Raw genomic sequence first — 20,929 nt, 5'->3', positions numbered from 1 at the left:
GGTGGCCTCCTGAGAGCGGCACCCTAAAAGTGCCGCCCTAAAGCTTATTTCACCGTCCAGCCCTGATAGCTGCCGATATTATTACGATCGATCAGTTTCACCGGGATCAGCACCGGCTTATCGGGTGCCGGTTTGCCCTGCAGAATGTCATAACCAATCTCGACCGCTTTGGCGGCCATGACCTGTGGATCCTGCGCAGGCGTCGCGACGAACAGTGAATTCTTGCGCTTGAGCGCCTCTTCACCGTCCGGCGAGCCATCAACGCCAACGATAAAGAACTCACTGCGCTGCGCCTGTTTCGCCGCTAAGTCTGCACCAATCGCTGTCGGGTCGTTGATGGCAAACACCGCATCAATTTTTGGATTGGCAGAAAGCAGACCGGTCATGACTTCCAGTCCGCCTTCACGACTGCCTTTGGCGTTCTGGTTGTAAGAGAGCAGCTTGATGTCAGGATGGGTTTTCAGCTCGGTCATGCAGCCTTCAACGCGGTTCTGCACTGCAGAGACCGGTGGTCCGTTGATGATCACCACGTTGCCTTTGTTCTTCAGGCGGTCAGAAATATATTTACAGGCCATCGCGCCCGCCTCGGTGTTATCGGAGGTGATGGTCGCATTCGCGCCATCGGCCGCCACGTCGACCGCCACCACTACAATACCGGCATCACGCGCCCGCTTCACCGCCGGGGCGATCCCTTTGGAGTCGGCGGCGTTGAGAATAATCATGTCGACTTTGGCCGCAATAAAGTTATCAATCTGGCCCACCTGCTGACCGAGATCGTAGCCGCTGGAGACCAGCGTCACATTCACCTTATCGCCCGCCAGCTGACGCGCCTTCATCTCTGCGCCTTTGGTGATCTGCACGAAGAAGGGGTTTGCCAGATCGCCGACCGTTACGCCGATAGATTTGAGTTCTTTTGCCTGAGCCAGGCCGGTACTGAACAGCGTCGCCGCCAGCAGCCCGGTTACAATCGGATTAAAACGCATAGACCTTCTCCTGCTGTTTTCAAGGTGCCAACCACTTAATGGCGTTTTTTAGATGGCGGAGGTGTAATGGCACATCCGCCCTTTTAAGACTCAACTCACATGATGACGGGTACGGTATTTGTCGATCAGCACCGCGATGATGATGACCGCGCCCTTGATCACCAGCTGCCAGAAATAGGAGACCCCCATCAGCGTCATGCCGTTATTCAGCGTGGCGATAATCAGTGCGCCAATCAGGGTGCCGGTGATGGTGCCGATGCCGCCGACAAAGCTGGTGCCGCCGAGGATCACCGCCGCAATCGCATCCAGCTCATAGCCAACCCCAAGGTTGCCGTTGGCGCTGTAAAGCCGCGAGGCACTCATCAGACCGCCCAGCCCCGACAGCAGGCCGCTCATGCCGTAGACAAACAGCAGCACCATTCCGACCTTGATACCGGTGAGACGCGCCGCCTGGATATTGCCGCCGACCGCGTAGATATGTACGCCCAGCGTGGTGCGGCGCAGGATGAACCAGCAGATGGCGATCACCGCAAAGGCAATCACAATCAGCCACGGCACTGGCCCGAGATAGCCGTTGCCGATCCACTCAAAGTTAATATCGGAGTTGATTACTGTAGTGCCATCCGCCAGCAGGTAAGCGGCTCCGCGCAGCGCGGTGTAGGTGCCAAGCGTGACGATAAAGGGCGGCAATCCGGCCCAGGCGACCAGGATGCCGTTGAACAGCCCCATCACCAGGCCTGCGCCCAGCGCCATCGGAATGGTCATGGAAGCCAGCATTGGATCCAGTGATGCTACCAGCGCCACCACCGCGGTGGTCCCCAGCATTGACCCCACCGACAGGTCGATGCCGCCGGTGAGGATCACAAAGGTCATGCCCGCCGCCAGCACGATGTTAATCGACGCCTGACGGGTGATGTTGAGCAGGTTTGCTTCGGTAAAGAAGTTCGGCGTGACGAAACCAAATACCGCCACGATCAGGATCAGAATCGGCAGGATACCCACCGTTTGCAGCAGATCGCCCATCAGGGCGCGTTTCAGCGTCGGTGCTTTGGTGCGGGCCAGTTGTGTCATGGTGGTCTCCTTAGATTTCGCCTGCTGACGCGCTATGCGCACCGGTTGCCAGCGTCATAATATTTTCCTGACTGATGTGGCTGCCCTCCAGCTCACCGACGATGGTGCCTTCGTGCATCACGTAAACGCGGTCGCTCATCCCGACCACTTCCGGCAGTTCGCTGGAGATCATCAGAATCGCCACACCCTGCCGCGCCATCTCCTGCATCATGCGGTAGATCTCGCTTTTCGCCCCGACATCGACACCGCGCGTCGGTTCATCGAGAATCAGAATGCGCGGACCAATTGCCACCCAGCGCGAAATCAGCAGCTTCTGCTGGTTACCGCCCGACAGACCGCCCGCCCGGACCTGAGCGTGAGGAACACGAATATTGAGTGAAGCGATCGCTTCACTGGCGATGGTTTGCCCTTTGCGGCGGTTCAGCATCCCGTAACTGGCGTCACGTTCCAGCGTCGCCATCACGATGTTCTCCTGCGCCGCCATCTCCAGAAACAGTCCCTGCTCTTTGCGGTTTTCGGTGAGGAAACCGATGCCGCGTGCAATTGCATCGCGCGGTGAATGGATGGTGACCTTCTCGCCATCGATCCAGATCTCGCCCTCTTTCGGCTTGTGCACGCCAAAAATCAGCTGTGCCAGTTCGCTGCGGCCTGCGCCCACCAGCCCGGCCAGCCCGACAATCTCTCCGGCCCGCACTTCAAGACTGCTGGGATGCACTTTGCCGCCGTCGGTAAGGTGATTGACCGCCAGCCGGATATCGCCCAGCGGGATAGCACGGTCTTTGTTAAACAGGTCGCTGAGCGGCCGTCCGACCATCATCCGCACCAGTTCGCTGGCGTTGAGCTGGTCACGGGTCAGGCTGCCCACATACTCCCCGTCGCGCAGCACGCTGACGCGGTCGGACAGCTCATATACCTCCGCCATGCGGTGGCTGATATAGATGATCGCCATGCCTTCGCTGCGCAGCCGTTTGATCAGCGCGAACAGCTGTTCGGTTTCGCGGTTGGAGAGCGCGGCGGTCGGCTCATCCATCACCAGAATGCGGCTGTTGCGCTGCAGCGCGCGGGCGATCTCCACCTGCTGCTGCTCGGCGATGCTCAGACGGCTGACCAGATCCCAGGCGCTGAACTGCGCGCCGAGCCGGTCAATGACCCGCTGCGCCTCTTCGGCCATCTGCCGCCGCCTGACCAGCCCGCCGGGCGCGATTTCGCTGCCGAGAAAAATGTTCTCCGCCACCGTCAGGTTAGGTGCCAGGTTGATCTCCTGATAAATCAGGGTGATCCCGGCGGCCAGTGCCTCTTTCGGCCCTTTCAGCGCCCAGGGCTTGCCTTCAATTAAAATTTCCCCGCTGCTGGCGGTATAGGCACCGGCCAGAATCTTCATCAGTGTGCTTTTACCCGCGCCGTTCTCCCCCATCAGCGCGTGGACCTCACCGGGATAAACCGTGAGATCGACGCCCTTCAGGGCATAAAAGCTGCCGAAGCGCCGGGTAATTCCCCGCATTTCCAGTATCGGTGTGGCTGTCATCGCCTCGCTCCTGCGGACTGTGGATAGCCGTCAGTAAAGCAACGCCAGATAAACGGAAAATGTCAGCGGCCGTTCATATTTGTCATAAACGCCCGCCTGCACGCTCCTATACTCGGCCCATCGTTGCAGTGAATAAGAGGTCGTGGGATGCAGCGCACTTATCCGTGGCAGGCCGGGGCACGTGGACGCCTGTTGCTGTTCAATCTGCTGGTGGTGTCGGTCACGCTGATGGTCAGCGTGGTGGCGATCTTCGGCTTTCGTCATGCCGGGGCGATTCAGGAGCAGGCGCAGGCGCAGACCCTGGCCGACATGAACGGCAGCCTGGCGCTGGCGCGGGATACCGCCAACGTGGCGACAGCGGCAGTGCGGCTGTCACAGGTGGTGGGCGCGCTGGAGTATCAGAGCGAATCACAGCGGCTGCAGCAGAATCAGCAGGCGTTGCAGCAGTCGCTGAGCCTGCTGGCCAGTGCGCCGCTGGCGGCACGTCAGCCGGAGCGCATCGCCCGGATCCGCGCCCGCAGCCTGATGCTGGAACAGACGATTAACAGCCTGCTGCTGACCGGCCACCAGCGTCATCTGCAGCGCAACAACATGCTGAGCGACCTGTGGCAGACGCAGATTTTGCTCAGCCATATCGACCAGCTGGTGCAGCGGGAACAGCGGACGCTGCCGGATGCCGCACTGCGGGAGCAAACCGAACGGCTGATCACCATCGCGATCCGCACACCCTCGCCCATCGCCGTCATCGAACAGCTCCAGCAGGTGATGGCGCAGTGGCGCAACGTGCCGCTGACGGGCGTGACTGGCGAAAATGTGCAGCGACTGCTGGCCACCCAGCAGCGCCTCCTGCCGCTGGCGGAGGCGCTGGAACAGAGCGACCTGGCGATCGCCTATGCCACCTACCGGATTAAAGCGCTGGTGGCGATGCTGAATGAAGATATCAGCGCCTCGGTGCAGCAGGTCGCGCTGCAAAGCGAGGCGCGTACCCTGGCGACCCACCGTGAGCTGGATTCCATCATCGGCTTTATCGCGCTGTTTGCGCTGCTGGCGCTGGCAATTACCGGCTATGCCGGTATCTACATCTACCGCAATCTCGGGTCGAGCCTGACGGCGATTGCCGGGGCCATGACGCGGCTGGCGCAGGGCGAGCAGAACGTCAGCGTGCCAGGGCTGCAACGCCGCGACGAGCTGGGCGAGCTGGCGCGGGCCTTTAACGTCTTTGCGCGTAATACCGCCTCTCTGGCTCACACCTCACGGCTGCTGAAAGAGAAGAGCAACCAGCTGGAATCCACCTTTCTGGCGATGCGCGACGGCTTTGCGCTGTTTGATAACAACGGGCAGCTGGTGGTGTGGAACGCCCAGTATGCGGAACTGCTCGGCATCGCGCCGCATGAACTGCATCGCGGCGTTCCCTGGCAGCAACTGCTGGCGCCGCTGGCGGTGGATCTGCACGATCCCGGTGAGCCGCAGGAGATCCGGCTGGACGATGGTCGTACGCTTGAGCTGCGCTTCAGCCCAATCCCGCGGCGCGGCATGGTCAATACCGTGCTGGACCGGACCTCGCGTAAAACGCTGGAGGAGGCGCTGCAGCACAGCCAGAAGATGAAGGCGGTCGGCCAGCTGACCGGCGGACTGGCGCACGACTTCAACAATCTGCTGGCGGTGATTATCGGCAGTCTGGCGCTGACCGAAGGCCAGCTGACGCCCGGCCCGCTGGCCAGCCGGATTGAGCGGGCGCGGCAGGCGGCCGACCGCGCTGCACAGCTGACCCAGCGGCTGCTGGCGTTCTCACGCAAGCAGGCACTCTATCCCCGTGCGGTGTCGGTGGTGACGCTGGTGGATAACCTGCAGGGGCTGCTGCAGCACTCGCTGCTGCCCGGCCAGCAGCTGATTATTGATGCGCAGCGTCCCGGCTGGCCCGCCTGGATTGATGCCAGCCAGCTGGAGAATGCGCTGATGAATCTTGTGGTGAATGCCCGCGATGCGATGCATCAGCAAAGCGGTGAAATCCGGCTGCGCATCTGGAATCAGCGTCGTCTGGAGGGGGATGAAAAGCGTGACAGGGTCACAATCGAGGTGATAGACCACGGCTGCGGCATGTCGGCCGGGGTTCGTGAGCAGGTGTTTGAGCCTTTTTTCACCACCAAAGCTACCGGCAGCGGCAGCGGGCTGGGCCTGTCGATGGTCTATGGTTTTGTACGGCAGTCAGGCGGCCAGATCGAACTGGAAACCGCGCCAGGCCAGGGCACCACGGTGCGGCTGCTGTTGCCACGCGCGCCGGAAGCCGCCGTCGCCGCAGTGATCGCCCCGCCATCGCCTGTGCACATTGAGACGGACATTGCGGCGGCCAGTAACCGGCTGGTGCTGGTGCTGGATGATGAACCGGCGGTGCGCCAGACACTCTGTGAACATCTGCATCAGCTGGGTTATCTGACGCTGGAGTGTGGTGACGGTGAAGAGGCGCTGGCGCTGCTGCGCCAGACACCCGATATCGACCTGCTGATCAGCGACCTGATGCTGCCCGGCGAGATTAACGGCGCGGAGGTGATCCGCCAGGCGCAGCAGAACTGGCCGCAGCTGGCGACGCTGCTCATCAGCGGTCAGGACCTGCGCCATCAGCCGGTGACGCTGCCGCTGTGCGAACGGCTGGCGAAGCCCTGGCAGCAGGCACAGCTGGTGCAGGCGTTACAGCGGGCCTGGCAGCGCAGCGAACGGCTTAATCGCGCGCAGCAGGCTGCCACAACGGCACCGGCTTCCCACTGATGTAGCGCTTGCGCAGGCGGCTGGAGATCACATCCATCACCATCACTACCACCACCAGAATCAGCGTCAGAAACATCACCACATCCCAGTTCCACAGGCGCATATTCTCAGCGTAAACCAGACCGACGCCCCCGGCGCCGACAAAGCCCAGCACCGCCGCTGAGCGGGTATTGGACTCTATCTGGTAAAGGCTCAGCGCCAGAAACTGCGGGAATGACTGGGTGAAGATGCCGAAGCGGTGTTTCTGCAGGCTGTTGGCGCCGACGGCGCCCAGTCCGCGACCCGGTGAACGCTCCACCGCTTCGTGCCCTTCGGCGTAGAGTTTGCCGAGCAGACCGACATCCTGCAGGATGATCGCCAGCACCCCGGCCAGCGGCCCCATACCGACCGCCCGGACGAAGATCAGCCCCCAGATCGCCATGTCGATGCCGCGCAACACGTCAAACAGACGGCGCATCAGAAACGCCAGCGGTTTCGCGGTTCGGCTGTGCATCACGTTGCGCGCCGCCAGAAACGACAGCGGCAGCGCCAGCAGCGAGGCAGTCAGCGTGCCGGCAAAGACAATCCCTAAGGTGATGCCGACCTGCGACAGATAGTAGCCAAACGGCCAGTTCAGAAAGTCGTGCCAGACAAACATCCGCAGGAAATAGCGCCCCAGCTGCTGGCAGCCCATCAGCAAACGCGACCACTCCAGACCAAACACCGAAAAGAAAAAGAGGTAATAGAGCAGCACCGCCAGTGTGATCAGCGCCAGGCGACGCAGATAGCGCGGCTGTGCGGCGAAGAGTTCACGATGCTGCTGCTTCATTAGCGCGATATCGGGAACGGTGCTTATCATGTCCTGTCTCCTGTCACACGGCGACGAAGCTGGCCGGATAGCGTATCCAGCAGCGACACCACAATCAGGATCAGCAGCAGCGTAATACTGACCTGATCGTAGCGGTCCAGTTTGATGTTGGTCATCAGCTCCTGGCCGATGCCGCCTGCGCCGACCAGCCCAAGGATGGTTGAGGAGCGGAAGTTAATCTCCAGCCGCATAAAGCTGTAGGAGAGAAAGACCGGCTTAACCTGTGGCCAGAAGGCGAAGCGCATCCGCTGCAGTTTGCTGGCTCCGCAGGCGGCCAGGCCGCGTACTGGCTTATCCGACGCCGACTCAATCGCCTCGTAAAACAGCTTGGTCAGGCTGCCCACGGTGTGCAGCGCCAGCGCCAGAAAACCGGGGATCGCCCCGATGCCAAAGGCCATCACAAACATCACCGCCCACGCCAGCTCCGGCATGGTGCGCAGGAAGGCGACAAAGGCGCGAATCGTCATCCGCACGCTGACCGGCGTCTGGGTATTGTCGGCGGCGAAAAAGGCCAGCACCGCGGCCAGTGCCACCGCCACCAGCGTCGAAGCCAGCGCCAGTTGTAGTGTTTCCCAGATCAGCGGCAGCTGGATCGGCAGACGGTAGCCCCAGTAAGCCAGCGAGCCTTCGGTCTTGCCGTCGGCAAACAGCAGCGGCAGATGCAGTACCGGCAGGATTTCGTGCAGGTAGTCAAAGAAGTGCGGCAGCGACTGCCAGACGGTAAGCAGATTAAATTCTGCCACCCTGCCCGCCGCCAGGTAGAGTGCCACCAGCAGCAGTGACCAGAGCAGCGTGTCTCGTTTCTGCTGGCGACGGATGCGTTGGTAGTAGTGTTCGAATTCGGTCAAAGGGGATCTCCGGCGCTAAAGCAGCGGGACGCGGGCAAGTTTGCCGCGCCCCGCTTTCCCCGCCTGAGCGGAGAAGAAAAGGAGTAGCTGGATTTAGCCGCGGCTGCCTTTCATCAGGTCGCGCTTCATATCGATGATGTTCTGATAATCGGCAACCGTCGCCTGACCGATGTGCTGCTCGCCGCCCACCGCTTTCACGAAGCAGGCGTGATCTTCCTTATCCAGCTTTTTAATTGCCGACACCACTTTCGCTTTAAAGTCAGCGGGCAGCTTGTTGCTGACCAGCACCGGACCGTTGGGGATCAGCGGTGACTGCCAGATAATGCGGATCTGCTTCATCAGATCAGGATGGTCCATGCGGATCAGACGGCCAAACGCGCCAGAGGTATAGCCGCTGTTGTAGTCACCGACCAGTGAGGTCCAGGTCACTGCGCCATCAAACTGGTTATTCAGCACGCCCAGAATGTCCTGCTCATGGCCGCCGGAGAAGGTCACGCTGGAGAAGGTGTTGTTATATTTGTCATCCACTGAGCCGCCGAACATCTTCTTAAACGCCTGGTTTGGCATCAGGAAGCCGGACGTCGAGTCGGGATCGGCCATACCGAAAGATTTCCCTTTCAGGTCTTCCAGTTTTTTGTAGGGGCTGTCCGCTTTGACGATCACCACCGAGTGGTAGCCGCGTGACTGATCTTTGTCATCCACCACAATGCCAACCACGTCCACCGCTTTCGGGTCCTGAATGTAGACCGACGCAAACGAGGCTGGCGACATGCTCAGCACCATATCAATCTTGCCACCCAGCAGACCCTGAATCACGCCAGAGTAGTCGGAGGCGTTGCGCATCTGGGTATCCACACCCAGCTCTTTATCAAAGAAGGTCTTCACACACTGATTATCGCCAATCTGCTGGGTGGCGTTCTGACCGCCCAGAATCCCCAGATTAAGCTGTTTCGGCGCATCCGCTGCGCTGACACCAAACGCCATTACACTGGTCAGGAGTGCTAAAGAAGTCAGTTTCATTCGGGGTTGTTCTCTTGCTGTGGAAGTTAATGGATTTGGTTAAGTTCATCGCCGTACAGCTGGTGCAGCAGGCTGTCGGTCAGTCCTGAAGGATGGCCGTCAAACAGCACCACGCCGCGCTGAATGCCAATCACCCGGGTGCAGTAGCTTTTCACCAGCTCAATCGAGTGCAGGTTGACCATCACGCTGATGCCCTGCTCGCTAACCTGACGCAGCACATCCATGATACGCTTGGTATTTTTGGGATCGAGTGACGCCACCGGCTCATCGGCCAGCAGGATTTTGGGGTTCTGCATCAGGGCACGGCAGATCGCCACACGCTGCATCTGACCGCCAGAGAGGTTTTCCGCCCGCTGCAGCGCCTGCGGCAGCATGTTCATCCACTGCAGCAGTTCGATGGCGTGCGCCCGGTCATTGTCGGAGAAGATTTTAAAGAAGGATTTCAGCGTACCGGTCTGGCTCAGACGGCCCAGCAGCACGTTGGTCAGCACGTCGAGGCGTGGCACCAGACAGAAATCCTGAAAGATCATGCCGCACTGGCTGCGCCATTCGCGCAGCTGGCGGCTGTTGAGCGTAACCACGTTACGATCCGCTTCGCCATGATGCAGACTGATAATCGCGCCGGAAGTCGCTTCAATCGTGCCGTTGAGCATGTGCAGCAGGGTCGATTTACCCGCGCCAGAGCGGCCAATCACCGCCACCAGCTCACCGGCGTGCAGGTCGAAACTGACCTGATCCAGCACCTGAGTGTCGCCGTAGGCTTTGCTCAGTTTCTGCACCGACAACACTTTTTGTCCGCTGAGGCTGGCCGGTGGCAGGTCGTTGTCGACCACCGTTTTCAGAAGTGCCTGTGCCATGGTTTCTCCGTCATCGCTGATTGCGTTCTGCGGGTTATTAAGGCGTGACGCGATGAACACGAGATGACAGTCAGATGATCAAACCGTGACAGGCCAGTGCGCGCCGCACAGCAATGTCTGGCCGTCACGGGCAGCCAGCACGCCGTCCGGTAACGGGTTCTCAGCTAACCAGTTATCCATCTCATGACTGAGATGGGTGAGCCAGGTCTGACGCGGCTGGAGCATCTCTGCTATCGCCAGCGCCTGGGTCACATCATTATGGTTACGCGGTTCTGCTTGCGGCGGATCGTTGCAGTCAATCACCAGCTGATCCAGTGGCTGGCCGCGCAGGAAGTCGGCGGTGTCAGGCGGCAGACCGCAGGTGTCACACAGCCAGGCGAGCCGGGTGCCGTGCCAGTCGAACAGATAGCCATGCGTCAGCTTCGAGTGTTGCAACGGCAGCGGTGTGACCTGCATTTCTCCAAAGGCGTGCGCCACAAACGGCGTTAAGGCGGGACGGAAATCGAGCAGGCCAGGGTGTTTGTAGAGATCGTCACAGCCTCGCGGATCGGGTGGCCCCCAGACCGGAATCGGCGCGCCCACTCCCCAGCGCAGTGCAAAAAGCCCCTGCACATGATCCATGTGGTAGTGAGTCAGCAGAATGCGTGTCAGTGTGCCGGGCGGGAAGCGCGACGCCAGCAGCGGCAGACCGGCATCCAGCAGGATGCGCTCGCGACCAAACTCAATCAGCGCGCTGCAGGGTGCACGCGCGTAGCCACTGTTGAGCTGCGCCCGCTGACAGGCGCGACAGGCGCAGCCCGACAGCGGTGCGGCAGTGACCCCGCCAGTACCCAGAAAAGTGAGTTTCATTGATGCACCTTTGGTAGCGGATGTCGATGCCGGACTGTCTCCGCCGGTGCCAGGATAAGAGAGTTTCATTGATGCGCCTCCAGTATCTGACGCAGCAGGCACACGGTATCCACCAGCGCGCCGTCGTTGTTGAGGATAAGGCAGCCATCGGGCTGTGGCTGTGCGGCGCGCGCCAGCCGCCGGGCGATCTCCGCCTCATCTTCCCGTCCGCGCTGGCGCAGCCGCGCTGCCAGCACGGCGGGCGTGACCTGCAGACAGACCGGCAGCAGCTGCGAGCCGAAACGGGCCTGCGCCTGCGCCAGATGCAGCCGCGAACCGTTCACCACCACATTCTGCCCGCGCAGCAGCCACTGTTCCGTCTCACAGCCAATGCCATAGCTGAAACCGTGCGCCTGCCAGCTCACCGCGAACAGACCGAGTGCTGCGCGACGGGCAAACTCCGCCTCGGTCAGTGCCACATGGTTTTCACCGCCCGCATCGGCGGCGCGGGTAATGTAGCGATGGGCGATCAGCAGCCGTGGCGGAGGTGCCGCCCGCAGCGCATCCAGCAGGCTGTCTTTACCCGAGCCCGAGGGACCGGTGAGCCAGATCAGCCGCGCCATCAGTACACCTGCCGGCCTTTGCTCCAGACGTGCCGCACGTGCGGGTAGCCGTGTGCGGTGTGCGCCAGCACCAGATCGGCGCGGCAGCCTTCGGCGATTACCCCGCGATCTTCGAGCCCTAAGGCGCGCGCCGGGTTACAGGTGACCAGCGCGATCGCCTGCGCCATGCCGAGGCTGTTGCGCTCATCATCTGCCAGCCGGAACGCTGCATCCAGCAGGCTCGCCGGATAGTAATCGGAGGAGAGAATATTCAGCAGGCCGTGTGACGCCAGCTCCCAGGCGGCGACGTTCCCGGAGTGCGAGCCGCCGCGCACGATGTTAGGCGCGCCCATCAGCACCTGCATATTGCGATAACGCGAGGCGCGTGCCGCCTCCAGCGTGGTCGGAAACTCCGCGATGCGGCTGCCCGCGGCGTGAGACTCTTCAACGTGCGCCGCGGTGGCATCATCGTGGCTGGCAATGGCGATGCCATGTTCCCGGCAGAGTCCGGCAATCGCCTGACGATTGGGCTGTGACCATTCTGCTGCCAGGGTGAGCTGGTCATGCTCGAACTGATCCATCTCCGCGTCGTTGAGCTGATATTTGCCCTGATAATATTCGCGATACTTCGTCAGGGACGCGTACTGACGCTGGCCCGGTGAATGGTCCATCAGCGACACCAGCGCCAGCTCCGGCGTGCCCATCAGCGCTTCAAACAGCGGCGCAGTGGTGGGATGCGGCAGTTCACAGCGCAGATGCAGCAGATGCTCGGCCCGGTTCAGTCCTTTGCGGTTGCTGTCGCGGATGGCGTCGATCATCTTGCTGAGGTTATCCAGCCGGTGCCCGCCGTCGCGCACATCCCCGACGCCAATCGCATCCAGCACCGTGGTAATGCCGCTGGAGACCATCAGCGCATCGTGGCTGCTCATCGCCGAGTGTGCCGGCCAGTCCACTTTCGGACGCGGCGTGAAAAACTTATCGAGGTTATCGGTGTGCAGCTCCACCAGACCCGGCAGCAGCCAGGCGCCCTCGCCATCCAGCGCGCCCGGCTGCTGGCTGGTGGTTTCGCTGAAGCTGCTGATGCGCTCGTCGCGGAACTCCAGCGATCCGGTTACCACTTCGTTTTCCAGCACCAGTCTGACGTTATTGATGATCATGCCTGCGCTCCTGTCTCGATCGGGTGCATCAGGTGCAGCCGGTCCGCTACCCGCTCGCGCACCGCCCGATCGTGAAAAATACCGACGATGGCGGCACCACGGGCGCGCGCCTGTTCAATTAGGCTCACCACCGCCTCGCTGTTGACACTGTCGAGCGAGGCGGTGGGTTCATCCAGCAGCAGCACCGGATAGTCGGCGATAAAGCCGCGGGCGATATTCACGCGCTGCTGCTCTCCGCCAGAGAAAGTGGACGGGGCCAGCGACCAGAGACGCTGCGGCACGTTGAGCCGGGTCAGCAGTTCGGCGGCACGCGCTTCACATAAGGCGCGCTCGACGCCGCGCTCCAGCAGCGGCTGCATCACAATCTCCAGCGTCGGCACGCGCGGGATCACCCGCAGAAACTGGCTGACCCAGCCCAGCGTGTCGCGGCGCAGGGCGATAATCTGGCGCGCCGATGCCTGCGCCATGTCGATCCACTCGCCCTGATGCGCGACCCGAATGTGGCCGCTGTCGGGCTGATAGTTGCCGTAAAGCGCGCGCAGCAGTGTGGATTTACCGCTGCCGGAATGACCGTGCAGCACGACGCATTCGCCCTCGCCTGCCGTCAGGCTGGCGTTGTGCAGCACCGGCAGCGCCGCGCCTTTCTGGTTATGCAGCACAAAGGTTTTACACAAATTCTCTACCCGCAGGCGCGGAGTGATAGTTGTCATTTAATTGAGCACCGAAGAGACCAGCAGTTGAGTGTAAGGATGATGAGGATCGTCCAGCACGCGGTCAGTCAGACCGCTCTCCACCACCCGCCCCTGCTTCATCACCAGCAGGCGATGCGCCAGCAGTCGCGCCACGCCGAGATCGTGGGTGACAATCACCACCGCCAGATTCAGTTCGCGCACCAGCGTCCGCAGCAGATCCAGCAGTCGCGCCTGCACCGACACATCCAGCCCGCCGGTCGGCTCATCCATAAACATCAACTGCGGCTGCGTCACCAGATTCCGGGCGATCTGCAGACGCTGCTGCATACCGCCGGAAAAGGTGGTGGGCAGATCGTCGATGCGACCGGCGTCAATCTCCACCGCCTGCAGCCAGCGGCTCGCCTCGGCGCGGATGTCGCCATAGTGGCGCTGTCCGGTCGCCATCAGCCGTTCGCCGATGTTGCCGCCCGCGCTGACCTGCGAACGCAGCCCGTCCAAGGGATGCTGATGCACCACGCCCCATTCGGTGCGCAGCAGGCGACGGCGATCGCTTTCACTCATCTGATAGAGGTCGCGGTTCTGATAGAGGATGCTGCCCTGCTGCGGCGTCAGACGCGCCGACAGGCTCTGCAGCAGCGTGGTTTTACCGGAGCCGGACTCGCCGACAATGCCCAGCACTTCGCCGGGAAAGAGATCAAAACTGACCTGCTCAAACCCTTTGCCCGGCGCATAAAGGTGGGTGAGCTGGTTCACCGCAAGCAGCGGCTGTTCACTGTGCATGTTGCTGTTCCTGCTGCTGATGGCAAAAGTCGGTGTCGGAGCAGACAAACATCCGCGTTCCCTGATCGTCCATCACCACCTCATCGAGATAGCTGTGGCGCGAGCCGCACAGCGCGCAGGGTTCATCCCACTGCTGCACGGTGAACGGATGATCGTCGAAGTCCAGGCTTTCCACGCGGGTGTAAGGCGGCAAGGCGTAGATGCGTTTTTCACGCCCGGCACCAAACAGCTGCAGCGCGGGCATCATGTGCATCTTCGGGTTGTCGAATTTGGGAATGGGCGATGGATCCATCACATAGCGATCGTTGACCCGGACCGGATAGGCGTAAGTCGTCGCGATGTGGCCGTAGCGGGCGATATCTTCATACAGCTTCACCTGCATGATGCCGTACTCCTCCAGCGCATGCATGGTGCGGGTTTCGGTTTCACGCGGCTCGATAAAGCGCAGCGGCTCCGGGATCGGCACCTGGAAAATCAGGATCTGATCCTCTTCCAGCGGCGTTTCCGGGATGCGGTGCCGGGTCTGGATCAGGGTGGCATCGGCGGTGCGCTCGGTGGTGGCAGCATTGCTGACTCGCTTAAAGAACTGGCGGATCGACACCGCATTGGTGGTGTCATCTGCGCCCTGATCGATCACCTTCAGCACATCCTGATCGCCAATCACGCTGGCGGTGATCTGGATGCCGCCGGTGCCCCAGCCGTAGGGCATCGGCATCTCACGTCCGGCGAACGGCACCTGATAGCCGGGGATCGCCACCGCTTTCAGGATGGCGCGGCGGATGGTGCGCTTGGTCTGCTCGTCGAGATAGCCGTTGTTATAGCCGGTGAGTTCAGCCATGGGTGCGCTCCTGATAATCGTGCTGCAGCTGTTTCAGCAGTTCCAGTTCCGCCTGGAAATCGACGTAGTGCGGCAGCTTGAGATGCGAGACAAAGCCTGCGGCTTCAACGTTGTCGGCGTGCGACAGCACAAACTCTTCGTCCTGCGCCGGGCTGGTAACACGCTCATGCTGTTCGCGGCTTTGCAGCGCCCGGTCCACCAGCGCCATCGCCATCGCTTTGCGTTCGGCGCGGCCAAACACCAGCCCATAGCCCCGGGTAAAGTGCGGCGCCGTTTCGTCGCTGTGGGCAACGCCGTTGACCATTTCACACTCCGTCAGTAGCAGCTCACCGATCTCCAGCTCAAAACCCAACTCTTCTGGACAGATACTGACGCTGAGAGTGCCGGTGCGGATCTCGCCGGCAAACGGATGGGTGCGCCCATAGCCGCGCTGGGTCGAGTAGCCGAGCGCCAGCAGAAAGCCTTCGTCGCCACGCACCAGCTGTTGCAGGCGCGCGGCGCGTGAGGCGGGAAAGCTCATCGGCTCGCGGGTGATATCGACAGGCTCGCTGCCGTCATCCATCTCAGCGGCAGCCAGCCCTTCATCGCTCATCATGCTGAACATGTGCGGGCACCGATCAGGCACCGAACGATCATCACGCGGCGCGGCGGGCGTTTCGCCATTGGCCAGCAGGGTGAAGTCGAGCAGACGGTGGCTGTAGTCGTAAGTTGGCCCCAATACCTGGCCGCCCGGCAGATCTTTATAGACCGCCGAGATGCGGCGTTCGATGCGCATCGCACCGGTCGCCAGCGGCGTGCTCCCCGCCAGGCGTGGCAGCGTGGTGCGATAGGCGCGAAGCAGAAAGATCGCCTCGACCAGATCGCCGCTGGCCTGTTTAATCGCCAGCGCCGCCAGTTCGGGATCGTAAATCCCGCCTTCGGTCATCACACGATCCACCGCCAGTCCCAGCTGCTGCGCCACCTGATCGCAGCCGAGTTCGGCTACCGCTCTATCGCCGCGCCGCAGATCGGCCTGCAACTGGTGGGCATTTGAAATGGCTTTTTCGCCCCCTTTCACCGCGACATACATCAGCACACCTCCACAACGGTGGTGCGCGGCACGGCCATGATCGCTTCGCCACAGGTGAAGATCAGGTCCACGCCCTGTGGAAACGGATGCGGACGAGTGCGCAGATATTCCAGCACGCTTTCGGGCAGCTGTGGCGCGATGGCGCGGGTTTCCCGCAGTCCAGGGCCGGAGAGGCGCAGCGTCAGGCCGCCATTCAGTGACGGCACTTCGATAATCAGCGTGGTGCTTTTTTCCGGTGACATGTTGTCACCGGCCGCGAACTGCGTCGGGTCGGGCTGCGCCGCCGCATGGCTCAGGGCAAAAGGCGCATCCTGCTGCGTGGTGATCGGCGCACCGGTATGGAAGCGCAAATTGTTGCGCAGCTGTTCGTTGTCGATTTCCGCATCCAGCCAGACCGGGCTTTCCTGATCGACCAGCGTCAGCAGCAGCGCCGTGGCCGCCGGTGACAGTGCGCCCCAGCCCTGTTGCAGCGGCAGCGAGACCATCACGCCCGGTTCGCTCATCGCTTTCAGAATGCGGCGAAACGCGCGCTGCGCATCCGCCACCGGATGGTTAAAACTTGCCAGTAAAGTCATCAGTTATCTCCGCGAACCAGCGTAAAGAAATCCACTTTGCTGCTGGCGATCTCGCGGGCGCGCAGCTGTCGCTGCTCATCGCGCCACGCCGCCAGCGGGGTAATAATCTTCTCTTCCAGCAGTTGCCGGGTTTCCGGCTGCTGTAACAGCGCATCCAGCAGGGCGCAGCGCTCGGCATGGGCTTTGTCACGCCCTAACAGGTAGCTGTAACCCAGAGTGCCGTCGCTGAGCTGCACCACCGCGCGCGTCACCGTGGCATCGCCCATCACAAAGCGTTTGCCGGTGGCCCCCATCCGCGCCTGCAACCGCGTCAGCCCGATCTCTGCCGGACGGATCAGGGTAAAGGCGGGCTGGAGGTTAAGCGCCTGCCAGTGCGTCTCAAGCAACGCGGCGCTGCTGTGCGCCAGCACCGACAGCCAGCGCTGGCGATCCGTTTGCTGTTCCATTAGTGCTCCAGAGTCAGTTCAATCATGTCGCCGCGCGTCAGGCTGACGGAGTATTCCGCCACCGCGCCATCACTGGTTTTGTTCAGGGTCCGCACGCAGAGCAGCGGCGAATGCAGCGCGATGTCGAGCTGCCGACACTCTTTGGCCTGCGCCCGGCGAGTGCTGATGCGGGTCTGGGTGCGTACCAGTTGCTTGCCGGTGTGCTCCACTAAGAAGTCGTGTAGCGACCCGCTGTTAAATTGCTGAAGCTGTGGCCACCAGCTGAGGTCGGCGAGGAAATGGTTGATCAGGCAGAGCGGCACGCCGTTGGCGCGTCGCAGGGTGCGCAGATGAATGACGTTGTCGCCCTCTTTCACGCCCAGCGCATTGGCAACGTCGTTGCTGGCCGGACGCAGCACCGCCAGCAGCCGTTCGCTGGTGGGATGACTGCCCTGCTCAAGCAGGTTCTGGCTGAATCGCGCCTGGGCATGCAGCGGATAGTCATAAGGGCGCATCAAAACCAGGATGCCGACGCCGTGACGGCGCTGCAGCAGCCCTTTGTGCACCAGCTCATCCACCGCCCGACGCAGCGTGTGGCGATTCACCTCATAGTGATCGGCCAGCTGTTGCTCGGAAGGAAGATAGTCGCCGCAGCGGTAGCGCTCTTTCAGCGCCTGCTCCAGTTGTGCGGCAACAGCCTGATAGACAGTGGTCGGATGTCTGGATAACTCCATCACGATGAAATCCTCACGGGTTACAGAGTGGGAACGCAGTGAAAAGACGCTGCGGGATGGTGTTAGCTTGAGGGGATCAGATGACAGAACCGTGACGCGGGGGTGAAGGAGAGGTGAATGTGGGTGTTGGGTGAGGGTGTGGGGAGTCCAAAGATGAAGAGGGCGTTGGGTAAATTAAGAATGGGTGAAATACAGCGGATGCTGACTCAAAAATAAATATGGATGGTTGTCGTTAACTATGAATTCTGAGGATTTCCACTCGAATGGAGCACCTATAAACGAGGTTAGCAAGGTGCAGTCCAATTTAATATAGTCAATCATTAACTTTAGAAATCATGAATCAATATCATTAACTACAGTTAACGCATCAGGCCAAGTAGTATTTGCTTCAATATATTTTTTAATAAGCACTCGATTCGACACAATCATGGATGACCACCGATTTCTCCAAGAACTGTATGCATGCCAAGAATACCCAATATAGTTACCTTTTCTCATTGTTGACATCGAGCGTAGTACTGCTTCAAGATATTTCCCTTCAATTGATGTCTGGCTCACTTCAAAAATAGCCCCAAGATAAATCAACCAACGAGCCAAATGTTCATACTGTTCCCAAGCATTATGCTCATTGGTTAAATTTGTTTTTGATTCAATGATATCACCAATCATTACTACTACTAAATTATTATTCCAGCTCAATCCCTCAGCGGCAATTGCTGAAATAATTTGATAAAATGAGTCTTCAAGTTTTAAGTACTCATCTTTGAAAGATCTTTTTTCATATACGACTTTTCGAATCGACTTCAAAGACTTCTCTGAAATTTTTTCCGCCTTTGGTATTTCTATATTCAATTTTTTAAAAAAACTCTTAATGCCAATTGAATCTAACACTCTAATTCCATAACAATGGAAATAATAGTCCTTTACATACTGATCGATTGAAGACCTAGAAATCAAAAAAATATTAGATCCTACTACATGGCTTTTAGAAAAAGCTTTATAATCATTGATAATTGCTTTTAGGTTATTATCTCCAAGCGAATAGCCCAAAATCACAACAGTATTTTCGTACAATACAGTACTTAATTTTCGAGAAAAATATGAGTCGCTATTTATAAACTTAAAGTAATCTTCTGAAGTGATTACCATATTTGTCGCAGAATCGACTGAACCATGCACATGATATACTTTAACATTAGAAGAAGATCTTGGTATTGGTAATCCAGGCGTAATCGATTGAAAAGTATTTTCACCTGTTAGATTTTCAGCAAGCTTATCATAGTTAGTTGTTATAACCCGGAAGGAGCGATTTGAAAAGAACTCCTCAATATCCTCATTGTCATCACCCAACTCAATATTGGAAATAATCTTAGCAACCTCTTCATGGATGTCCATATCTTGAGCTGCCAATTTTATCGAAATTACTTGCGCTGTTTCTTCAAGATTTAGGGGTGATGGATTATCTTTTGGGAAAAGTGATGATTTCAGTTTTACTGAATTTGGTAGAATATCGCATAATTCTTCCAGAAGACCTTTCCATGTCGGAGCCATGCCATTAGATACTTCCTTTGAAAACCCGGTTCCAGTAAACAGACAGAGTCTGTTTGTAGCAGCAGCATACGCAATTTCAAAAATCTCACTCATCTGAAACTCCCTTTTCATTTTTTATAACAAGCAAAATACAGCTAAGTAAGTACTTTATCAATATAGGAATGCCCATTTCCAGCCTCAAGTAACTAAAATTAGCCTTCCTTCAAAACGGCAAACAAAAAGCGCAACGACAGCTATTCTGGTGCGTACCCATCATACCCAACTGCCGCTCCCCACTTGCCCTATTCTGCCGTCCCTATTCCCACCTTCTCACGCCCACTATCCGTCAGTGATGCTCTCACCTGCGGCAGGCTTTCCGGATAATTCTGCTGAATAAACTCAATCATCTTTTCCCGCACGTAACAGCGTAAATCAAAGGCGATTGGGGAGTTCTGCGCGGTCATCAGCATCCTGATGGTCATGGTTTTCTCGGTAGTGTCGGTCACCTGCAGCACAGACGTTTCCTGATCCCAGAGTTTGGTTTCACTCAGCACTTTTTCAAAGTGCTTGCGCAGCGGCTCCAGCGGCATGGAGTAATCCACGTAAAGGAACACCGAGCCTAAGATCTGGGCGTTATTGCGCGTCCAGTTCTGAAACGGATTTTCGGTAAAGTAGGTGATCGGCAACACCAGCCGACGCAAATCCCAGATGCGCACCACCACATAGGTCAGGTTGATCTCTTCAATCCAGCCCCACTCTTTTTCTACCACTACCGCATCATCAATTTTAATAGGCTGGGTAAAGGCGATCTGAATACCGGCGAACAGATTGACCAGCGACTTTTGCAGCGCAAAACCAATAATGATACCGGCGACACCGGCACCCGCCAGGATGGTGGTGCCGAATTTCCGGACGCCAGGGAAGCTGAGCAGAATCAGCGAAACACAGAACAGAACCAGGATGACAATAACCACTTTTTTGACATAGATAATCTGCGTGCGAATTTTACGCGCACGAAGGTTATTGGAAATATTAATGTCATAGCGGATATAAAGCATATCCTGCGCCACATTGGTCAGCCGGATTAAGACCGAGCAAAATGACATAATAATAAAGACATTGATGATATTAGTAATTAAAGAGAGAGATTCCGGTTGAAAATCGATGTAATTAACGCCGACATTAATCATTAATAACGGAATAAAAAAGAACATAGAGCCGCTAAGATGCTTCTCAAGGGATTTGAACAGCTTTCTGTCACGAATCTGCCAGTAGCGGATGAACCGGAGCAGGATAAGGCGGGCCAGAAATCCCAGCACAAAAGAGAGCGAGACGAGTAATACAACAGGCACCCATGACGGGAAACCAGATAACTCACCGAATAACAATGGCATTATTTTCCCTTATAGTAAGCTGACAACCTCAGGCTGTCAGATAAGTGACAAACTCAGTAACCGTTGTCTTCACGGCTATCCGTTCGTAACACAGTCAGCGCACATGAGTATGAACCATCGCGGCGAAGTTAACAGGAAATGCGCAGTGATGCGTCCAGAGAGGCTGTTGCGCGCCAGTCTTACGGCTACTGATACGGAGGCAGAATGTGGCCTTTATGTCACCGTCCGGCCAGTCCAGCATCATTAAAATATCTGATACAACACAGCCACTTTTTCACTCCCCTTTTTTTAGCCAGCCCTGATCATCCGGCAACAAAAACGTTGCCAGAATCACTAAGCGCAACGCTTTGCGTGGACGTTTTTGTGCAATCTGCTAATTTTTAAGCTGTTC

General features: G+C 58.5%; 20 protein-coding genes. 1 reads left to right on the top strand and 19 read right to left on the bottom strand.

Translation table 11 applies throughout. The features are described from left to right. Positions 1-44: 44 nt before the first annotated feature. The 3 genes from ACVKSX_RS01200 to ACVKSX_RS01190 all read right to left on the bottom strand — a co-directional run bounded on the left by ACVKSX_RS01200 (position 45) and on the right by ACVKSX_RS01190 (position 3,579). Positions 45-983, bottom strand: a complete 939-nt coding sequence (locus ACVKSX_RS01200) for an ABC transporter substrate-binding protein (protein WP_010670879.1) — start codon at positions 981-983, stop codon at positions 45-47. A gap of 90 nt (positions 984-1,073) precedes the next feature. After that, positions 1,074-2,054 carry an ABC transporter permease subunit gene (locus ACVKSX_RS01195; protein ID WP_010670880.1) on the bottom strand — a complete coding sequence of 327 codons (981 nt, stop codon included), beginning with the start codon at positions 2,052-2,054 and terminating at the stop codon, positions 1,074-1,076. A 10-nt stretch (positions 2,055-2,064) separates the two neighbouring features. Further along, on the bottom strand, positions 2,065-3,579 hold the full coding sequence (locus ACVKSX_RS01190) for a sugar ABC transporter ATP-binding protein (protein WP_033758244.1): 1,515 nt from the start codon (positions 3,577-3,579) through the stop codon (positions 2,065-2,067). Positions 3,580-3,726: 147 nt separating this feature from the next. Here ACVKSX_RS01190 and ACVKSX_RS01185 point away from each other — a divergent pair, with 147 nt between their 5' ends. After that, on the top strand, positions 3,727-6,342 hold the full coding sequence (locus tag ACVKSX_RS01185; RefSeq protein ID WP_163763040.1) for an ATP-binding protein: 2,616 nt from the start codon (positions 3,727-3,729) through the stop codon (positions 6,340-6,342). On the opposite strand, the gene phnE (ACVKSX_RS01180) is transcribed toward ACVKSX_RS01185, so the two are convergent. The 16 genes from phnE (ACVKSX_RS01180) to ACVKSX_RS01105 form a co-directional block, all read right to left on the bottom strand. Then, complete coding sequence (phnE, locus tag ACVKSX_RS01180; RefSeq protein WP_033767647.1) at positions 6,296-7,180, bottom strand: phosphonate ABC transporter, permease protein PhnE; 885 nt, start codon at positions 7,178-7,180, stop codon at positions 6,296-6,298. The genes ACVKSX_RS01185 and phnE (ACVKSX_RS01180) overlap by 47 nt on opposite strands. After that, entirely contained in the window at positions 7,177-8,037 is an 861-nt protein-coding gene (phnE, locus tag ACVKSX_RS01175; protein WP_010670882.1) for a phosphonate ABC transporter, permease protein PhnE, read from the bottom strand. Before phnE (ACVKSX_RS01175) ends, phnE (ACVKSX_RS01180) begins: the two co-directional genes overlap by 4 nt. A gap of 93 nt (positions 8,038-8,130) precedes the next feature. Continuing rightward, complete coding sequence (phnD, locus tag ACVKSX_RS01170; protein ID WP_010247773.1) at positions 8,131-9,057, bottom strand: phosphonate ABC transporter substrate-binding protein; 927 nt, start codon at positions 9,055-9,057, stop codon at positions 8,131-8,133. 26 nt (positions 9,058-9,083) lie between these two features. Then, positions 9,084-9,914: a phosphonate ABC transporter ATP-binding protein gene (phnC, locus tag ACVKSX_RS01165; RefSeq protein ID WP_010247776.1), complete on the bottom strand. Its 831-nt coding sequence runs from the start codon at positions 9,912-9,914 to the stop codon at positions 9,084-9,086. Positions 9,915-9,992: 78 nt separating this feature from the next. Next, the gene (gene phnP / locus ACVKSX_RS01160; RefSeq protein WP_163763120.1) at positions 9,993-10,763 is read right to left on the bottom strand and encodes a phosphonate metabolism protein PhnP; all 771 of its coding nucleotides are present in this window, start codon (positions 10,761-10,763) and stop codon (positions 9,993-9,995) included. A 65-nt stretch (positions 10,764-10,828) separates the two neighbouring features. Continuing rightward, positions 10,829-11,365: a ribose 1,5-bisphosphokinase gene (gene phnN, locus ACVKSX_RS01155; RefSeq protein ID WP_163763041.1), complete on the bottom strand. Its 537-nt coding sequence runs from the start codon at positions 11,363-11,365 to the stop codon at positions 10,829-10,831. Then, complete coding sequence (gene phnM, locus ACVKSX_RS01150; protein ID WP_062757903.1) at positions 11,365-12,501, bottom strand: alpha-D-ribose 1-methylphosphonate 5-triphosphate diphosphatase; 1,137 nt, start codon at positions 12,499-12,501, stop codon at positions 11,365-11,367. Before phnM ends, phnN begins: the two co-directional genes overlap by 1 nt. Next, entirely contained in the window at positions 12,498-13,211 is a 714-nt protein-coding gene (gene phnL / locus ACVKSX_RS01145) for a phosphonate C-P lyase system protein PhnL (protein ID WP_187492837.1), read from the bottom strand. Before phnL ends, phnM begins: the two co-directional genes overlap by 4 nt. Next, complete coding sequence (gene phnK / locus ACVKSX_RS01140) at positions 13,212-13,973, bottom strand: phosphonate C-P lyase system protein PhnK (protein WP_354438222.1); 762 nt, start codon at positions 13,971-13,973, stop codon at positions 13,212-13,214. After that, positions 13,963-14,811: an alpha-D-ribose 1-methylphosphonate 5-phosphate C-P-lyase PhnJ gene (locus ACVKSX_RS01135; RefSeq protein ID WP_010247794.1), complete on the bottom strand. Its 849-nt coding sequence runs from the start codon at positions 14,809-14,811 to the stop codon at positions 13,963-13,965. Before ACVKSX_RS01135 ends, phnK begins: the two co-directional genes overlap by 11 nt. After that, on the bottom strand, positions 14,804-15,880 hold the full coding sequence (locus tag ACVKSX_RS01130; protein WP_354438220.1) for a carbon-phosphorus lyase complex subunit PhnI: 1,077 nt from the start codon (positions 15,878-15,880) through the stop codon (positions 14,804-14,806). The genes ACVKSX_RS01135 and ACVKSX_RS01130 overlap by 8 nt, the downstream gene beginning before the upstream one ends. Then, positions 15,880-16,455 (bottom strand): phosphonate C-P lyase system protein PhnH, encoded by a 576-nt coding sequence (gene phnH, locus ACVKSX_RS01125; protein ID WP_010247799.1) that lies wholly within the window; start codon positions 16,453-16,455, stop codon positions 15,880-15,882. The genes ACVKSX_RS01130 and phnH overlap by 1 nt, the downstream gene beginning before the upstream one ends. Beyond that, positions 16,455-16,901: a phosphonate C-P lyase system protein PhnG gene (phnG, locus tag ACVKSX_RS01120; protein ID WP_010247802.1), complete on the bottom strand. Its 447-nt coding sequence runs from the start codon at positions 16,899-16,901 to the stop codon at positions 16,455-16,457. Before phnG ends, phnH begins: the two co-directional genes overlap by 1 nt. Further along, complete coding sequence (gene phnF, locus ACVKSX_RS01115; RefSeq protein WP_010247805.1) at positions 16,901-17,614, bottom strand: phosphonate metabolism transcriptional regulator PhnF; 714 nt, start codon at positions 17,612-17,614, stop codon at positions 16,901-16,903. The genes phnG and phnF overlap by 1 nt, the downstream gene beginning before the upstream one ends. A gap of 333 nt (positions 17,615-17,947) precedes the next feature. Next, positions 17,948-19,258 carry an SIR2 family NAD-dependent protein deacylase gene (locus ACVKSX_RS01110; protein WP_187495947.1) on the bottom strand — a complete coding sequence of 437 codons (1,311 nt, stop codon included), beginning with the start codon at positions 19,256-19,258 and terminating at the stop codon, positions 17,948-17,950. Positions 19,259-19,446: 188 nt separating this feature from the next. Next, positions 19,447-20,538: a mechanosensitive ion channel family protein gene (locus tag ACVKSX_RS01105; RefSeq protein WP_010247815.1), complete on the bottom strand. Its 1,092-nt coding sequence runs from the start codon at positions 20,536-20,538 to the stop codon at positions 19,447-19,449. Positions 20,539-20,929 lie beyond the last annotated feature (391 nt).

The organism is Pantoea sp. PvP021 (assembly GCF_054056055.1).
Note: the sequence above shows the minus strand (reverse complement) of the source record. Positions and strands in the feature narration are given on the sequence as shown.